13 protein-coding genes and 1 pseudogene are annotated in these 17636 nt (G+C 57.9%); 1 reads left to right on the top strand and 13 read right to left on the bottom strand.

What is annotated here, in order from left to right:
- Positions 1 to 74: 74 nt before the first annotated feature.
- Entirely contained in the window at positions 75 to 1505 is a 1431-nt protein-coding gene (locus CFBP5473_RS17515) for a mannose-1-phosphate guanylyltransferase/mannose-6-phosphate isomerase (RefSeq protein ID WP_027674979.1), read from the top strand.
- A gap of 16 nt (positions 1506 to 1521) precedes the next feature.
- Here CFBP5473_RS17515 and CFBP5473_RS17510 read toward each other — a convergent pair whose 3' ends face one another.
- The 13 genes and pseudogenes from CFBP5473_RS17510 to CFBP5473_RS17450 form a co-directional block, all read right to left on the bottom strand.
- Entirely contained in the window at positions 1522 to 2214 is a 693-nt protein-coding gene (locus CFBP5473_RS17510; protein ID WP_027674980.1) for a ParA family protein, read from the bottom strand.
- 119 nt (positions 2215 to 2333) lie between these two features.
- Entirely contained in the window at positions 2334 to 3422 is a 1089-nt protein-coding gene (locus CFBP5473_RS17505; protein ID WP_027674981.1) for a protein-glutamate methylesterase/protein-glutamine glutaminase, read from the bottom strand.
- 7 nt (positions 3423 to 3429) lie between these two features.
- Positions 3430 to 4278 (bottom strand): CheR family methyltransferase, encoded by an 849-nt coding sequence (locus CFBP5473_RS17500; RefSeq protein WP_027674982.1) that lies wholly within the window; start codon positions 4276 to 4278, stop codon positions 3430 to 3432.
- 14 nt (positions 4279 to 4292) lie between these two features.
- Positions 4293 to 4787, bottom strand: a complete 495-nt coding sequence (locus tag CFBP5473_RS17495; protein ID WP_027674983.1) for a chemotaxis protein CheW — start codon at positions 4785 to 4787, stop codon at positions 4293 to 4295.
- 104 nt (positions 4788 to 4891) lie between these two features.
- Positions 4892 to 6583 carry a methyl-accepting chemotaxis protein gene (locus CFBP5473_RS17490; protein WP_027674984.1) on the bottom strand — a complete coding sequence of 564 codons (1692 nt, stop codon included), beginning with the start codon at positions 6581 to 6583 and terminating at the stop codon, positions 4892 to 4894.
- Positions 6584 to 6980: 397 nt separating this feature from the next.
- Positions 6981 to 8591, bottom strand: a pseudogene (locus CFBP5473_RS17485) (methyl-accepting chemotaxis protein); the annotation flags it as partial.
- A 136-nt stretch (positions 8592 to 8727) separates the two neighbouring features.
- A complete protein-coding gene (locus tag CFBP5473_RS17480; RefSeq protein WP_051441241.1) occupies positions 8728 to 10806 on the bottom strand; it encodes a HAMP domain-containing methyl-accepting chemotaxis protein in 2079 nt (692 codons plus the stop codon).
- An 83-nt stretch (positions 10807 to 10889) separates the two neighbouring features.
- On the bottom strand, positions 10890 to 12707 hold the full coding sequence (locus tag CFBP5473_RS17475; RefSeq protein WP_027674987.1) for a methyl-accepting chemotaxis protein: 1818 nt from the start codon (positions 12705 to 12707) through the stop codon (positions 10890 to 10892).
- 51 nt (positions 12708 to 12758) lie between these two features.
- A complete protein-coding gene (locus CFBP5473_RS17470) occupies positions 12759 to 13253 on the bottom strand; it encodes a chemotaxis protein CheW (protein WP_027674988.1) in 495 nt (164 codons plus the stop codon).
- Positions 13250 to 15235, bottom strand: a complete 1986-nt coding sequence (locus CFBP5473_RS17465) for a chemotaxis protein CheA (protein ID WP_027674989.1) — start codon at positions 15233 to 15235, stop codon at positions 13250 to 13252. Before CFBP5473_RS17465 ends, CFBP5473_RS17470 begins: the two co-directional genes overlap by 4 nt.
- Entirely contained in the window at positions 15232 to 15600 is a 369-nt protein-coding gene (locus tag CFBP5473_RS17460) for a response regulator (protein ID WP_027674990.1), read from the bottom strand. Before CFBP5473_RS17460 ends, CFBP5473_RS17465 begins: the two co-directional genes overlap by 4 nt.
- Positions 15597 to 15911, bottom strand: a complete 315-nt coding sequence (locus CFBP5473_RS17455; RefSeq protein WP_027674991.1) for an STAS domain-containing protein — start codon at positions 15909 to 15911, stop codon at positions 15597 to 15599. Before CFBP5473_RS17455 ends, CFBP5473_RS17460 begins: the two co-directional genes overlap by 4 nt.
- Positions 15908 to 17041 carry an HD domain-containing phosphohydrolase gene (locus CFBP5473_RS17450; protein ID WP_169696899.1) on the bottom strand — a complete coding sequence of 378 codons (1134 nt, stop codon included), beginning with the start codon at positions 17039 to 17041 and terminating at the stop codon, positions 15908 to 15910. Before CFBP5473_RS17450 ends, CFBP5473_RS17455 begins: the two co-directional genes overlap by 4 nt.
- Positions 17042 to 17636: the final 595 nt, after the last annotated feature.

Here is a 17636-nt window from a genome sequence, read left to right as displayed (position 1 = left end):
GCTTGGCATTTGCCGTCATGCGTGTTTTGTTGCGGCTCGACGTCGTATGGATGCGGTAAACATAGAGGTGAGTTGTGAGTGAGCAGGTGCGAAAGATTACCCCGGTACTTCTGGCAGGTGGAGCGGGGTCGAGACTTTGGCCGGTGTCACGAGATCAACTGCCCAAGCAGTTCCAGCCACTGGTGGGCGATCTTTCCACCTACCAGCAAACGCTGAAACGCGTTGGTGATAAGGCGCTCTACGCGGAGCCGCTGGTAATCACCAACGAGGACTTCCGCTTTTTCGCTCGCCGTCAAGCAGAAGAAGTGGATATTCCAGCGACTGTTGTTCTGGAGCCCGCGCGGCGCGATAGCGCAGCCGCCATGGCCGCCGCCGCAGTGCTGGCAGAGCGCCGCGAGAAGGGCTCGCTCGTGCTGGCCCTCGCTGCCGACCACGTCGTGCTGGACAATGATCTATTTGCGGACGCCGTAAAGCTTGGCGCGGAAGCGGCTGAGGATGGCAATATCGTAGTCTTCGGTTTGACGCCCACCGAGCCGCGCACCTCTTACGGCTATATCAATCCGGGTGAGCCGATCAACGGCAATGAGGATCTCTGCATCGTCGAGGCCTTCGTCGAAAAGCCGGATGAGGAGCGCGCCGTCAGCTATGTCGAAAAGGGCTATCTCTGGAACTCGGGCAACTTCCTGTTCCGCTCGGACATCATGATCGGCGAATTGGAAAAATATGCGCCGGAAATCCTGAAGGCCGTTACCGCTGCCGTCGAAAATTACGAAAGCGATCTTGGCTTCGTGCGGTTGCACAAGGAAAGCTTCGAAGCGTCGCCCAAAAATTCCATCGACTATGCAGTGATCGAAAATACCAAGCGGATGGCCGTCGTGCGCGGCCACTTCCGCTGGTCGGACATTGGCAGCTGGGATGCCATCTGGGAAATCGCGGACAAGCAGGGCAACCAGAATGCCGTGGAGGGGCAGGGGCTGCTATTGGATTCCGAAGGCTGCCTCATCCATTCCAGTAGTATTCTGACCACCGTCGTCGGTGCAAAAGATCTCGTGGTCGTTGCTACGAAAGACGCCGTGCTCGTAACTCCGAAGGACAGGGTTCAGGACGTCAAAGGTCTGGTAGAGACGCTGAAGGACAGCGACCATTCGCTGAAAACGGAAAAGCACAAGCGGGTCTATCGCCCATGGGGCCACATCGAGCAGACGGATTCAGGCCCGCGTTATCGCGTCAGCCATCTCAAGGTCGAGCCCGGCCACCGCATTTCGTTGCAGCAGCACTATCACCGCTCGGAACACTGGATCATCGTGCGCGGCACGGCAACGGTGACGATTGACGATAATACGCGGCTGGTGACGGAGAACGAGTCCATCTATATCCCGATCGGCAAGCCCCACCGGCTCGCCAATGACGGCAAGATTCCGCTGGAGCTGATCGAAATCCAGACTGGCTCTTATTTCGGTGAAGACGACATCATTCGCTTGCAGGATGACTACAAGCGAGAATGATCGAGGCGCGACCGGTTCAGGCGGCGGAGGATGAACGCGCCGCCGTCTGGTTTGGCAAAAGCTTCAGGACCTCATCGGCAAAGGCCATGCTGTTTTGAAGCGCCTTATCCAGATTACTGACCTGCGACTGGTTCATCATATGCAGATAGCCGCTGAATTCGAACATGTCGCGGAAGGCGGCGCGCTCGATGATGGGCGTGTCGAGAACGTGGACGTCGCGCTTCGCCAGCAGCGCTTTTGCCGCCAGCAGGGCACGCGTCGTCACCATGGAATTGACGCGCGACAGGACGACCGAATGCGGAATCTTGATCTCGGCTCGGTCGTAGAGATAGCGAAGCAGTTCCAGAACCTGTGCGCCGCCTTGTGCATCCATCGTGCTGCCTTGAACCGGGATCAGCACGTGGTTGGACAGGCCGACAGCGGTTGCCAGCAGCGGAGATTGCGCGCCGGGAAGGTCGATGATGACATGATCGAATTTCTTGCGGTTATCCAGCACGTGTTGCTGCAGGCTCGATGCGGATACATAGGTGATCACGGACAGGTTCACGCGGTAATCCGCATTCTCGCGCCACTTGGAAAGCCAGCGTTGCGGGTCGGTGTCGATCACGCAGATGCGCAGGCCGCGTCGGGCAAGCTCGGAAGCAAGCAGCAGAACCGCGGTGGTTTTTCCCGCACCGCCCTTGGTGTTGGCAAACGTGATAACAGCCATAATGAACCCGAACAAAAGAGGGGAGGCGATCATCGCGCATGGAAAAGCACCTGCTTCATGGTGCAGGTTCGATCATTCAGCAATATGGTTAACAGGGGTTGAAGACGCGGTCAGATAAATCAGCGTCTGCGGTCTTCCGCCATGATTTCGCGGGCGATCTGGTCCAGCGAAACAACCTTGTCCACACCCCCATGCGCAATGGCTTCCTTCGGCATGCCGAACACGATGGAAGAGGCCTCGTCCTGGGCAATGGTGTAGGCTCCGGCCTGATGCATTTCCAGCATGCCGCGCGCGCCATCGTCGCCCATGCCGGTCATGATCACGCCCATGGCATTTCCACCTGCAGACCGTGCGGCAGAGCGAAACAGGACATCGACGGATGGCCGGTGCCGCGAAACGAGCGGACCATTTCGGATGGAAACGTGGTAACGCGCGCCCTGCCGTTCCAGCAGCATGTGCTTGTCACCGGGCGCAATCAGAACATGGCCGCGCAGAACGGGGTCGCCATCCTCCGCTTCCTTGATCTCCACATCGCAGATACCGTTCAGGCGACGGGCGAAAGCGCCGGTAAATTTCTCCGGCATGTGTTGAACGATGACAATGCCCGGAGCGTTGGAGGGCAGTTTCTCCAGCATCTCGCGAAGGGCTTCCGTGCCGCCTGTCGAGGCGCCCACGCAGATAACCATTTCCGTCGTTCGGGCCATCGCCTTGCCGGAAGGCGGTGGGAGAACGGCGTCCGCCGTCAATTTCGTCTGAACGCCGAGCGTGGAAGCGGAGCGCGACGATACCTTGACGTTCTTGACCCGCGCCTGTGCAGCGCTCTTGACCACTTCGCAGATGCGCATGCCGGATTCGGCGAGGTGATCCGCCGCGCCGATGCGCGGCTTGAGGATCACGTCCACGGCACCCGCCTCCAGCGCCTGTATGAGTGTCTCGGAGCCTGCCTCGGTCAGCGATGAGCACATGACGACCGGTATCGGATGCTGCGACATGATCTTGCGCAGGAAGGTGATGCCGTCCATGCGCGGCATCTCCACATCGAGTGTGATGACGTCGGGAACGTCTTCCTGAATCTTCTTCGCAGCCATGAAGGGATCAGAAGCCGCGCCAATAACTTCGATGGCAGGATCTGCCTCTAAAACAGCAGTCAGCGTCTGCCGGACGCTGGCGGAATCATCGACGATAAGGACGCGTATTTTCTTGATCATGAATATACTACTGCTTGATGAAAACCGTATTGGCAACCTGCTTGATCGGAAGATTGATGCCGGTCACGGTTTCCGAATGACCGATCATCAGATATCCACCGGGTGCCAGGCATTTGCACAGTTCGGTCAGAACATGGGTCTGCGTCTTCTTGTCGAAGTAGATCAGCACGTTGCGGCAGAAGAGGATATGAACGGGATCACCGATATCATAGCTCTGGTTCATCAGGTTCATGCGGGCAAAGCCGATCTTCGACCGTAGCTTGGCGTTGATGCGAACATCGCCCCGCTGCTTGTCCTTGGCCTGCATCACATATTTGCGGCGCATCTCCGTGGGCACAGGGTCAACGTGGTCACGCGGATAGATGCCGCTATGCGCCTTTTGTAGAACCTCCGTCGAAAGGTCGGTCGCAAGAATGTTGAAATCGGAGATGACGCCCTTGTCGGCAGCCTCGGACATCACCATCGCCATCGTATAGGGTTCGGCACCCGTCGAGCAGGCGGAACTCCAGGCACGAACACGGCTGATGCCTCGTTTCGCCAGCGCAGGCAGGGCCGTTTTTTCCATGTAGTCGAAATGGCTCGGCTCGCGGAAGAAATCGGTCTTGTTCGTCGTAACCACGTCGATCAGGAAGATGGCCTCATCCTGAAGCCCGCCATCGCTGAAAAGATAATCGCAATAGGAGCCGAATGTGGCGTGGCCGGTTGCGCGCAGCCGCTTGCGCAGCCGCCCTTCCAGCATGGAACGTTTTGTTTCCGGCATCTTGATGCCGCAGTAATTGTAGATGAAGCTGGCAAGCTGGCGGAAATCGCGCGTGCTCAGGCTATCGTCGAAATTGACGCTAACAGCGGTACTCAACTGTCAAATTCCTTTCAGGCTGCACGCATCGGGCCGCCATTGACCTTGGCGAGTTCGCTGACTTCGCTGGAAAACAGCTGGGCCAGATCGATGATCACGACGAAATCGCCTTCACGCCGAACGACGCCCGCGATGTAGCTGGAGTTCCAGCGAATGCCGATATCCGGTGCGCTTTCGATCTGCTCGCAGCGGAACGGCGTGACTTCGAACACCTTGTCGGCGACGAGACCGAGCGCCAGCACCTTTTCGCCGAAGGGAATATCGAGAACCAGAATGCGCGTATGCGGCGTCTTTACCGTCTTCGTCATTCCAAGCCGCAGGCGCAGGTCGATGACCGGTACGCCCTGACCGCGCACATCGCGCAGGCCCAGCAGATAATCGGGCCCATGCGGAATCTTGAACGCCTCTTCATGGTCGAGGATTTCGCGCACGACATCGACGGGAACCGCGAAGATTTCCTCACCAAGACTGAAGGTCACATACTGGGTATTAGATGATGGGCTCGCCATTTCAAGTTTCTCCCAAATCGCCGGTCAGCTCTCGCTTTGCCGAGGAATTCGATGGTCAATTGTGCGAGCATGCGAGACCGTTCCCGCATGCCCATGTGTCGTAATCAGGCGGATTGACGGAAGTCGTGATCTTCCGCATCCGGGCCGCCCATGGAAAGATCCAGCGCGAAACCCTTGGCACGTGCCTGCTGGCCGCCGATGGAGTTGTCAGAACCGCTGCGCGCCTTGTGCGTCGAGGCAGATATCGTTGAGACGCGGGCTGGAGCACTCTGCGGACGCTCGTGACGGATCGGGTTGCCCGCACGATCCACCTTGAAGAAGGCGATGCTGGCCTGAAGTTCTTCAGCCTGCGCTGCAAGCTCTTCCGAGGTTGCCGACATTTCTTCCGATGCGCTGGTGTTCTGCTGTGTCACGCGGTCAAGCTGCTGAATTGCCTCATTGATCTGGTTAGCACCGATATCCTGCTCGCGGCACGCGGCAGAGATTTCAGCAACCAGTTCGGCAGTCTTGCGGATATCCGGAACGAGACGGTTCAGCATATCGCCGGCATCTGCCGCCGCCTTGACGGTCTCGCTGGACATGGAGCTGATTTCAGCCGCAGCAGACTGGCTGCGCTCTGCAAGCTTGCGCACTTCAGAAGCAACGACCGCAAAGCCCTTGCCATGTTCACCGGCACGTGCCGCCTCGACGGCTGCGTTGAGAGCCAGAAGATCGGTCTGGCGAGCGATTTCCTGAACGATGGAAATTTTCTCCGCAATGGTGCGCATGGCAACAACTGCACGACCGACAGCTTCACCGCTGATTTCGGCATCCTTGGAGGACTGGCGGGCGATCTTCTCGGTCTGGGCTGCATTTTCTGCGTTCTGCTTGATGTTGGCAGCCATCTGTTCCATGGAAGCGGATGCTTCTTCGGTGGAGGATGCCTGTTCAGTCGCGCCCTGCGAAACCTGCTCGGAGCTGGCCGAAAGTTCCTGGCTGCCGGTCGAAACATTGTCGGCGGCAGAAAGCGAGTCGGAGACAACGCCGCGCAAACGCTCGATCATGGTGTTGACGTGTTGAAGAAGAACGCCGATTTCGTCACGGGTCGTGATTTCGCTCGTGCTGGTCAGATCGCCATCCGCTACGCTGCGAACAGCTCGCGTTGCCTTCTGAAGTCCGCGATTGATACCAAGCGCAATAACAAGTGCGGCAGTAACAGCGATAAGAACGGCGACAATCGAGACGCTGGTGATCATCGTCCAGGTGGTGGAGTAGAGGTCGTCCGTGTCCTTGTCAGCCTGACGCATCAGTGCCTTGTTTGCCTCGACACGAACATCGATGAGTTCGCCGATCTTGTCGGTGATATCGCGTCCTTCCGTTTTCGCTTTACCAAGGGCGGCGGCGGACTGGCCCGACCGGATCAAACGACGGATCTCGTCGTCAACCAAAAAGAGAGCCTCCGCACGCGTCGCAACATCGCGCCACAATGCGCGGCCCGCATCATCGGTGCTGGCGTTGATCAGCCACTCCACCTTGTCGCGGAACTGCGATCGATATTCGTCGCTGTTCTTCATGGATTGTTCCGCCGATGCGAGGTCATCCGCGGTGGACATATTCATCTGCGAACGGGTGATCCGCAGCTGGATGCGCCCGACTTCCTGAGCCGCTTCGAGGCGGGCGGCCGGGCCAGCAATGACCTGGCTGATGGCATTATTAAGGTCGTTGACGCTTGAAATAGAGTAAATGGAAAGGCCGCCCATCATTGCAATAATGAGGCCGAACGCAATGGCAAGCTTAAGTTTGATCGTAAAACGCATAGTGATATTTCCTTAATGAGACTCAAAAGATTTCCGCCTCGTCTTCCCCCCAAAAGACGAGGCGGTGGTTCAATTACGCGCTCTCCCTGAAGTCGGCGTCGTCGTCGTCCGGTCCGCCCATGGACATGTCCAGGGCAAAGCCCTTGGCGCGCGCCTGCTGTGCCTGGAGTGAATGATCCTGTGCAGAGCGACGGGCCGGAGCCGCAGATTTTGCTGCCGGGCGCGGAGCATATGCACCCGTCCGTGCAGGAGCCTGACCGCGACCAGCCTGCGTCGCATTCGCGCGCTCCACCTTGAAGAAGGCGATGCTGGCCTGAAGCTCTTCGGCCTGTGCGGCCAGCTCTTCGGAGGTTGCAGACATTTCTTCCGAAGCACCTGAGTTCTGCTGCGTTACCTTGTCCAGCTGCTGGATCGCTTCGTTGATCTGGCTTGCACCGATATCCTGCTCGCGGCACGCGGAGGAGATTTCGGCGACCAGTTCAGCCGTCTTGCGGATGTCTGGCACGAGACGGTTCAGCATCTCGCCTGCTTCCGTAGCAACCTGTACGGTTTCACCGGAAAGCGAAGAGATTTCCGCGGCAGCCGCCTGGCTGCGCTCTGCAAGCTTGCGCACTTCAGAAGCAACGACCGCAAAGCCCTTGCCATGTTCACCAGCACGCGCTGCCTCAACGGCTGCGTTCAGCGCGAGAAGGTCGGTCTGACGAGCGATTTCCTGAACGATGGAAATCTTTTCGGCAATGGTGCGCATGGCGGATACGGCACGACCGACGGCATCGCCACTGGCTTCAGCATCCTTGGAAGACTGGCGTGCAATCTTCTCGGTCTGGGCCGCGTTATCGGCGTTCTGCTTGATGTTGGCAGCCATCTGCTCCATGGAAGCGGAGGCTTCTTCGGCAGAGGATGCCTGTTCAGTTGCGCCCTGAGACAGCTGTTCGGAGCTGGAAGACAGTTCCTGGCTACCCGTGGATACGTTGTCGGCGGCGGCAAGCGCATCGGAGACTACGCCGCGAAGGCGTTCGACCATCGACTGGAGCGAGAGGCCGAGCGTGTCGCGGTCCGAAAGCGGCTTTGGCGTAATGGTCAGGTCGCCGTTCGAAATCTTGTCGGCAACGCTTGCCGTCTCTCTCAAGTTGCCGACCATACGAACCATGGCGAGACCCAGAACGTCCTTCTCGGACAGGGGCTTCACATCCTTGGAAAGGTCGCCATCTGCAATCGTGCCCGCCACGTCTGCGGTCGCGCGCAGATTGGTCGTCATCAGGTTCATCGTGTCGACAAGATCCTTGATCTCGTCATTGGTCTTCACGTCGATCTTCTGGTCGAGATCGCCAATCGAAACAGCATTTGCCGCCTGACGAACTTTCTGGAGACCGCGATTGATCGACACGGAAATCCAGATTGCCGAGATGATAGAGATGATGCCAGCAATAGAAGCGAGTACGACAAGAGTGACGAAGGTGGTGTTGTAGGCCGCATCGCTCTCAGCGTCCGACTGGTTGATCGCCGTTTCGGTCAGAGCCGCAAGGCTTTCCGTCATTCCATCCAGTTTTTCACTCGCCACCGTGCCGTCGGTCTGGTTGAGCTCGAGTGCGAGATCGCGCTGGCCGGATTTCACGTAGTCAATAACGCGGTCCTGCAACCGCACGAAATCGGCCCAGAAATCCTTGATCTCAGCCCACTTGCCCTTGAAAATCTCGGGCGCATTGGCCTGGCCTTCAGCAAGCGCCGTATTGAAGTTCTTGCGTTCGGCTTCAATCGTTTCCAAAGCCTTCTGCGTGCGCTGCTGGCTGTTGGAGAGAAGAAGGTCGCTTTCTGCAAGGCCAAGGCCGTCAAATGCACTGGCCAGATCATTGGCGGCATCATCCTGCTGGATCGGGCCCGTCATCATGCTGTCCTGAAGAGCAGCAATCTGCCTCAGGCCGTTAATGCCGAAAATCGTGCAGGCAGCCATAAGCAGTACAAGCAGTGAGAAAATAAGTGTCAGCTTCAGTTTGATCGTAAAGCGCATGATGAGTTCTCTCAGTTGGACGAGATTGTGGAGGCAGGGCTCATCATCGCCTTTGCGCACCTGTATAAGCCTCTGGAGGCTTGGGCGGCAGGCTGCAGCGCCTGCCGTGGTAGCGTTGTGTCAGTGTAGGCGGCGCTTAAGCACTTTCCCTAAAGTCAGCGTCATCCGCATCCGGTCCGCCCATGGACATGTCCAGAGCAAAGCCCTTGGCACGAGCCTGCTGGGCGCGGATCGAATGATCCTGTGCTGCGGCACGGGCAGGTGCTGCCGGGCGTGCAGCCTGACGGGGTGCCGGGGCAGCGGTCCGGGCCGGAGCATGGCCGCGAGGCGCCTGAGCAGAATTGCCGCGTTCCACCTTGAAGAAGGCGATGCTGGCCTGAAGCTCTTCGGCCTGTGCTGCGAGTTCTTCGGACGTTGCAGACATTTCTTCCGACGCACCGGAGTTCTGCTGCGTTACCTTGTCTAGCTGCTGAATCGCTTCGTTGATCTGGCTTGCACCAATATCCTGCTCGCGGCATGCGGCAGAGATTTCAGCGACCAGTTCAGCGGTCTTGCGGATATCCGGAACCAGGCGGTTCAGCATCTCACCGGCTTCCGTCGCAACCTGTACGGTCTCACCGGAAAGCGAAGAGATTTCCGCGGCAGCCGCCTGGCTGCGTTCTGCCAGCTTGCGAACTTCCGAAGCAACGACGGCGAAGCCCTTGCCGTGTTCGCCCGCACGCGCTGCTTCGACAGCCGCGTTCAGCGCGAGAAGGTCGGTCTGACGAGCGATTTCCTGAACGATGGAAATCTTCTCGGCAATCGTGCGCATGGCAGCAACCGCGCGGCCAACAGCTGCGCCGCTGGATTCGGCATCCTTGGAAGATTGGCGGGCAATCTTCTCGGTCTGTGCGGCGTTATCGGCGTTCTGTTTGATGTTGGCGGCCATCTGCTCCATCGAAGCGGAGGCTTCTTCGGCAGAAGACGCCTGCTCGGTCGCACCCTGAGACAGCTGCTCAGAGCTGGACGAGAGTTCCTGGCTACCTGTGGATACGTTGTCGGCGGCAGAAATTGCGTCGCTGACGACGCCGCGCAGACGTTCGACCATGGACTTCAGCGCCAAGCCCAGAACATCCCGGTCGGAAAGCGGTTGCGGAACGATGGTCAAATCACCATTGGCGATCTTGTTGGCCACGTTGGAAGTCTCTCTGAGGTTGGCGACCATGCTGTACATGGCAAGACCCAATGTGTCCTTCTCCGACAGCGGTATGACGTCCTTGGTGAGATCGCCTGCTGCGATGGTATTGGCAACCGACGCCGTTGCGCGCAGATTCGTGACCATGTTGCGCATTGCGTGGCCAAGCTTGTCCTTTTCAGACAATGGCTGCACGTCGTCTGAAAGATTACCCGTCGCAATCGTATCTGCAATATCCGCGGTTGCGCGCAGATTGCTGGTCATGGTGTTCATGCTGTCCACCAGATCGCGTATTTCATCGGCAGACTTGATTTGGGCAGTCTGGCTGAGATCACCGATGGCGACCGCGTTTGCCAGTTCCACCGCAGCGACGATGTTGCGTTTGATCGCTCTCGTGATCAGGACAACGATTGCGATTGCAAGCAGAGTGATGGCAATGCTGATGCCGATCATGATCTGGGTCAGCCTGTTGAACAGGTCCAGACCGTCCTGTTTCAGCTGCGCCGCCTGCGTCAACTGATAGTCGGAGAGTTCGGAGATGCCCTCTGTTGTGGGATCTATCGCCTGATAGAGATTATTGGTCGCAAAGCGGTCCAGTGCCTGCATATCCTTGCCGACCAGAATTTTCCTCAATTCCGATGCGGCCTGATTGGAGGCTTTCATGTCCTCTTTGACCCGCTCAACGATCTTGGCCTCATCTGCCGTAAGCTGTGTGGACAGGTAAGCCGACCACTTCTCCTTCACCGCAGCCATCGCGTCGTCAACATTCTTCAGCGCATCGTCAAAACTGAGAGCGCCGGTGCGAAGCTTCTGTGTGGTGTCGACAACGTTGATCGCGTATGCATCCGCGACAACGTTCAGCTGCTGCAGCGGCAGGACGCGGTCATCGTAGATCGATGCCATTGAGGCAGTCATGCTGCTCATGCCGTAATATCCTGCACCGCCAACCGCGGCTGCGATGCACAGACCGGAAGTGATCTGGATCGCAAGGATTTTGGAGCCGATCGAACGGAAAATCGGGCGTGAGTTGGCTTTGGTCATTTCCCAATAACTCTCATCAAAAGGGTTTTATTGAACAAGGGGGCTGGGCCTGCGATGAGCGGGCCCAACCGAGTTCGTAAGCCTTAAGCACTTTCCCTAAAGTCAGCGTCATCCGCATCCGGTCCGCCCATGGACATGTCCAGAGCAAAACCCTTGGCACGAGCCTGCTGGGCGCGGATCGAATGATCCTGCGCTGCGGCACGGGCAGGTGCTGCCGGGCGTGCAGCCTGACGAGGTGCCGGGGCAGCGGTCCGGGCCGGAGCATGGCCGCGAGGCGCCTGGGCCGAGTTGCCGCGCTCCACCTTGAAGAAGGCGATGCTGGCCTGAAGCTCTTCTGCCTGTGCAGCCAGCTCTTCGGACGTTGCAGACATTTCTTCGGAAGCGCCGGAGTTCTGCTGTGTCACCTTGTCCAACTGCTGGATCGCTTCGTTGATCTGGCTTGCACCGATATCCTGCTCGCGGCAGGCAGCGGAGATTTCGGCGACCAGTTCAGCCGTCTTGCGGATGTCGGGAACCAAGCGGTTCAGCATCTCACCGGCTTCCGTCGCAACCTGCACGGTTTCACCGGAAAGCGAGGAGATTTCCGCAGCCGCCGCCTGGCTGCGTTCTGCCAGCTTGCGAACTTCAGAAGCAACGACCGCAAATCCCTTGCCATGTTCGCCAGCACGCGCTGCCTCAACGGCTGCGTTCAGCGCGAGAAGGTCGGTCTGACGAGCGATTTCCTGAACGATGGAAATCTTCTCGGCAATGGTGCGCATGGCGGAGACGGCACGACCAACGGCATCGCCACTGGCTTCAGCATCCTTGGAAGACTGGCGTGCGATCTTTTCGGTCTGTGCGGCGTTATCGGCGTTCTGCTTGATGTTGGCAGCCATCTGCTCCATCGAAGCGGAGGCTTCTTCGGCAGAGGATGCCTGCTCAGTTGCACCCTGAGACAACTGCTCAGAGCTGGAGGAGAGTTCCTGGCTACCGGTGGATACGTTGTCGGCTGCTGCAAGCGCATCGGAGACCACGCCGCGCAGACGCTCAACCATGCGCTCCAAAGAAAGTCCAAGCGTATCCTTGTCGGAAAGCGGTCTTGGCGTGATGGTCAGATTACCGTCGGCAATCTCGTTTGCGACGCTGGCGGTGTTGCGAAGGTTGCCTGTCATGACGTTGATACGGTCGACAAGATCCTTGATTTCGTCATTCGTCTTGATTTCAACGTCCTGCTCGAGATCACCAACCGAAACGGCCTCGGCAACGACCATGATCTTGCGCAGACCGGAGCTGATGCCCATGGCGATCCAAAGCGCGGTCACGACAGCGATGACGACGGCAATGATGGAGGCCGTGATCAGCAGTGTTCTCGTGCTTTCATACTCTGCTGCCGCAGCCTGTTTCGCATTTTCCAAACGCTGGCGATTGTACTTCACCGTCTCATCGAGCTTCTGGGTCAGTTCGTTTGCGGCAGCGCGGCCTTCGCCTGAAGAGTAAGCTGCTGCTGCGGACGTATTGCCTTCTGAAACGAGCTGGCGGACACGGTCGTCGCTGTCTTCAAACTTCTTTGTGGAGGCCTGAAGTGCGGTCCATGTGCTCTGCATTTCAGGCGGAGCGGTACGCGCCATGTCATCGATGAGCGCCGTCAACTGCTGGCGGCTCTCGTTCCCGGTGGCTTTGTGCTGCTGCACTTCCTCTGGTGAAGAGGCGAGGATGATGTTCTTTTGAGACCGCACGGTTACCAGCGCAAGAGCGTTGATCTGGTGCACCTTATCAAGGCGTACAACGGTACCTTCGACAACCTGGTCCATTGCGTCTTTCGCAACGCCAAGGCTGTAAATGCCGTATCCCGCCGTGCCAGCAAGCATCGCGATCAAAAAGCCGAACGCGATGGCCAATTTCATTTTGATTGTGAACCGCATGTCACAGTCCCTTCGTGGGGTTAGTCAGATTGTTACCGGTTGTATTGATCATCAGTGAGGAGTGCGTTGGGCAGTAAAAATTGCGGTCAGGTTTGGCATGATCACGAACTGCGATCCGCGTTTGATGAGGCAATTGATGTAATCTGGCCTCCAGCGCATCCCCACGCTTGGTGGGGGTTCGCTTGCGGATTTGGAGAAGGTGGTCACTTCATAGACCTTGTCCGTTCTCAGCCCGATCAGCGTGCGTTCGCCTTCCAGCGGAAGCTCGATGACGATGATGCGGCTGTCGATGGTCTTTTCGGCTGCGTGCATGCCGAAGGCGAGACGAATGTCTGCCAGCGGAATGACCTTGCCGCGGAAGTTGATGACGCTCGAGACGAATGCCTTGGCACCGGGAACTGCCGTTTCCGGCAAAAGATCGAGAATTTCCTGCACCTGAATGGCTTCGATTGCGAAGGTTTCGCCTTCGATCGAAAAGGTCAGAACTTCCAGATCTTCGCGTTCCGCCCAGAAGTCTTCGGGTTGTTTCAAAAGCGGCTGGTTCATCCGGCGATGCGCATCTGCGCCTCCTGTTGCTGCCCTGCCGCCACCAGATGTGCGACATCGAGAATAAGGGCCACGCTGCCATCGCCCAGAATGGTCGCGCCCGAGAAGGTCGCCACATCATGGTGCAGCTTGGACATGGCCTTGATAACCGTCTGGTGGTCGCCGATGATCTGGTCCACCACGAGGCCGACGCGCTCGGAGCCGGTGGAGATGACCACCACCTTCTGGAACTGATCCGGCTTGGTGCCGCTGTTGAACAGTTCGCGCAGGCGAATGAACGGCACGAGGCTTTCGCGCAGCGAGATGAAGGAGCGACCGCGCGATTTGAGATCGTCTTCCGGCGAAAGCTCAAGGCATTCTTCCACCGCAGACAGCGGAATGACGTAGCAGCCATTGCCGACACGCACGAGAAGACCGTCGATGATGGCGAGCGTGAGCGGAATGGCGAGCGATATATCGGAACCGGCGCCGGGATTGCTGGTGATGTTGATCGTGCCGCGAAGCGTTTCGATGGTCTTCTTGACCACATCCATGCCCACGCCACGCCCGGAAAGGTTCGTAACCGCAGCGGCGGTGGAGAAGCCGGGCTCGAAGATCATCTGCAGAAGTTCCTGATCCGACAGCGTTGCGCCGGGCGCGATGAGACCGGAGGATTCTGCCTTTGCCCGCACGCGCTGACGGTCGATACCGCGACCATCGTCACGGATCATGATCGTCACGTCACCGCCGGTCTGGCGGGCAACGAGCGTGACGCGGCCCGTCGGGTTCTTGCCAGCGGCAATACGCTCTTCCGGTGTTTCCAGTCCGTGGTCGCAGGAGTTGCGCACGAGGTGAACCAAAGGATCGGCAAGACGCTCGATAACGGCCTTATCGACCTCGGTGCTTTCGCCCTCGGTCACCAGCTCGATCTGCTTGCCGGTTTCGCGTGCAAGGTCGTGGGTCAGGCGGCGGAAGCGGCTGAACAGCTGCGCAATCGGCACCATGCGCAGAACCATCATCGTATCGCGCAATTCGCCCGAAAGACGCTCCACATCTTCGGACACGGCGCGCAGCTGAATGTCCACGCTGGTATTGGCAAGCTGCGAAAGGCGGGACTGGGCGATGACGAGTTCGCCAACGCGGTCCATCAACTCGTCCAGACGCTCGGCAGGTACGCGAACGTTTTCAGCAGCTTTGCCCTGCTTTCCTTCGTTTGCCTGCGCGGCAGCAGGATTGGCTTTGGCCGCCTCTTCGACTGGGGAGGGAAGCGGAACGATCTCTTCGGAAGAAACCTCTTCCTCGATTTTCGTCACTTCCAGCTCCATGTCGTCCATCACGAAAATGAAGACGTCATCGATGGCGGAGCGTGGCTGTTCGGTGGTTAGCGTCACGACCCAGGAAATATAAAGCTGCTTCGGATCGAATTCGCTGAGCGGCGGAATGGCGCCAGTATTGGCGACGATCTCGCAATCGCCGAGTTCGGCCAGTTCATCGAGCAGGCCGAGAGGGTTGGTGCCGTTGGCCATGGCGTTTTCCGGCAGGCTGAACTTGATCTGCCAGGTAGCGGTGCCTTTGGTCTGCACTGGCTTTGCGGGCGCAGCCTGCTGCGCAACGGCAGCGGGTGCCGCTCCCTCGCCAACAGCCGCCTGCAACTTTGCGAGCAGGCGGTCGCCCGTTTCCGGGAAGGCCGCAGCCGGGTTTTCGACCAGGCGGCGCATATGGTCCTGCGCCTCGAGCACGGCAGCGACGAGTTCGCTGGTGGCTGGCACTTCGCCCTTGCGCACGCGGTCGAATGCGGTTTCGCAATGGTGGGTAAAGGCGGCAAGCGCCTCGAAACCGAACATCGCGCCGGACCCCTTTAGGGTATGCAGGCCGCGAAATACGGCGTCGATCTGACTCTGGTTGGAGAGATCATGCAGAAGATCCAGCAGGCCGCTTTCGATCTGCTCGAAAAGCTCTGCGGCCTCTGTTCTGAAAACCTGAATGGGGTCCAGTATGGTCATCTACCCAGAACCTTTCTTGCGATCTTCACCAGGTTTTCCGGGTCGAATGGCTTGGTAACCCAACCTGTGGCGCCCGCGGCTTTCGCGCGCGCCTTCATGTCGGCATCGGATTCCGTCGTCAGGAAGATGATCGGAACGCCGGTATGGGCGGGCGACTGGCGAAGCGCCTCGATCATTTCGAGGCCGTTCATGTTGGGCATGTTCAGGTCGGTAACGATGAGGTCGAACGAGCCCGCCTTCGCCTTTGTCAGACCGTCCGCGCCGTCAACCGCTTCCGTCACCTGATAGCCAGCGTTGGTCAGGGCGATTTTGGTGGTCATGCGGATGCTTGCGGAATCGTCCACGGTGAGAATGTTGGCGCTCATTGAATTTCCTTTCCATGCAGCCAGAAGAGGCGGGAGGCCTCGTCCATGTTCGCCAGAAAGCCGCCGCGTTGCAGCGTTTCCACCACGCCCGGCGTTGCTGGCTTTTTCAAAGTGATGAATTTGCCCTGTTCACGGGCATGGCGTCTGGAAGACTCGACGAGCTGGATGAAGCTCAAATCGACGGTCGCATCCTCGGGAATATCGAGGACGATGGCGGTGTGATCCGCAAAGGCGGAAACAAGGCTCTCATGGATTGCGCTGATGCCCCGGATCGACAAGGCGGCGGGAAGTGTGATGGTTTCGGGTGTCATCGGCTTTCCTGAAGTTTTTCGGGTTGTTTTTGCCGCTCGGGGGAGGTGAGGGAGGCGTAATCCTCGGTGGTTGCAACGAGAGACGGAGAGGCAGTCGGCGCCGCATCTTTCGAGGTCAGCAGAGCCTCGATGCGCGGCCACTGCCGCTCGAATGCCGCCACGCAGGCCGGATCGAAATGCTGCCCGCTCTGCTCCACAATGTGGGCGCGGGCCTTGTCCATCGGCCAGGCCTTCTTGTATGGCCGCTCGGTGCACAATGCCTCGAAGACATCGGCAATGGCCACGATACGGGCCACCAGAGGAATGGCGTCTCCCCCGATGCGCTTCGGATAACCGGTGCCGTCCCACTTTTCATGATGCCCGGCGGCAATTGCCTCGGCAATCTTCAAAAGCCGCGATGTGCCGTTACCCAGGATCTGCACCCCGAATTCGACATGCATCCGCATTTCCTCGATCTCTTCTGGTGTGAGGCGACCGGGTTTCAGGAGAATGCTGTCGGAAATTCCGATTTTGCCGACATCGTGAAGGGGTGCTGCCAGATAGATCATCCGGCATGTTTCCTTATCGAGACCGAGATCTTCGGCGATGAACTGGCTGATCTGCGCCACGCGGGAAATATGGTCGCCGGTTGCGCCATCGCGGAATTCGATTGCGCGGGCAAGCCGCCAGATCATCTCTTCTTCCCGCGCCGCCAATTCCTGCGTGGCGCGCGCAACCTCGTCCTCGAGTATCGTCGTCTGGCGGGAAAGTTCGCGATGCGCGCGGCGAAGCTGTAGAAGATTGAGCGCGCGCGCCTGCAATTCCACCTTATCGAAGGGCTTGGCGATGAACTCCGTCGCACCCGCCTCGATTGCGCCGATGAGGATGCCGCGGTCCTGCTCCGCGGTTACCATGACCATGGGCACATGAGCATAATCGGGAGACTGCTTGAGCGTTTTTATGAGATCGATACCTGTTTGGCCCGGCATCACATAATCCGTGAAAACCAGATCCACGGGATGACTAAGGCAATAGGCGATTGCTTCCTCAGGCAGGAGGAATGAAATGAGGGTGACGCCCGTGAGGTCGTTCAACGAAGTTTCAAGCGCAAAAAGTGCCGACTTGCTATCGTCTACAAGGACTACTTTCACGTTGGCTCCAGGCAATTTAAAAATATGAAACAGCATCACCGTCTTCGGGGTGATCCGAAGCAGGTGTTCTCAATGGCTAAACATTTTTGAGATGGTGGGCATGCGTCATGCGCCCAGAGCGACATTGTTGGCAACCTGAGCGCACAGGAAGTGCGCGGTAGGGGCGGTTTTGTCTTCGCCGATTAAATATCCGAATGGTTAAGGTGGTGTAAATTAGGAGTACGAGAAGTTACACTTTTTAAGCAGTGAGGCTCAAATTGGGCGAAGTTGTAAGTGATATCCGCGTAGAATATTGATGTCTCACGCCGAAAATGCACTTCCCTCATCACGACATGTTTATGAGAAGGTAGTTTGAAAGCGAATTAGACTTTCATGTTCAGCTATTTATTCATAAATTCGCGTGTGGCGATTGTGTCTTTACTTCTCTATGGTTGCAATGCGTACAAAGTTGTATTGTTGTCTGATTGAATCATCGGGCCTGAGTTCGGTTGGCCAGCGCGATGCGGAGCCAAATCGACACTGCAGCGACAAATAACGCTAAAGCGCCTGTCAAACTATTGATTTATAACAATATTATAAAAACGTAAAATTTACC

Source organism: Agrobacterium larrymoorei (assembly GCF_005145045.1).
Classification (GTDB): domain Bacteria; phylum Pseudomonadota; class Alphaproteobacteria; order Rhizobiales; family Rhizobiaceae; genus Agrobacterium; species Agrobacterium larrymoorei.
The sequence above is the reverse complement of the archived record's forward strand: the minus strand, read 5'-3'. Positions and strand labels throughout refer to the sequence as shown.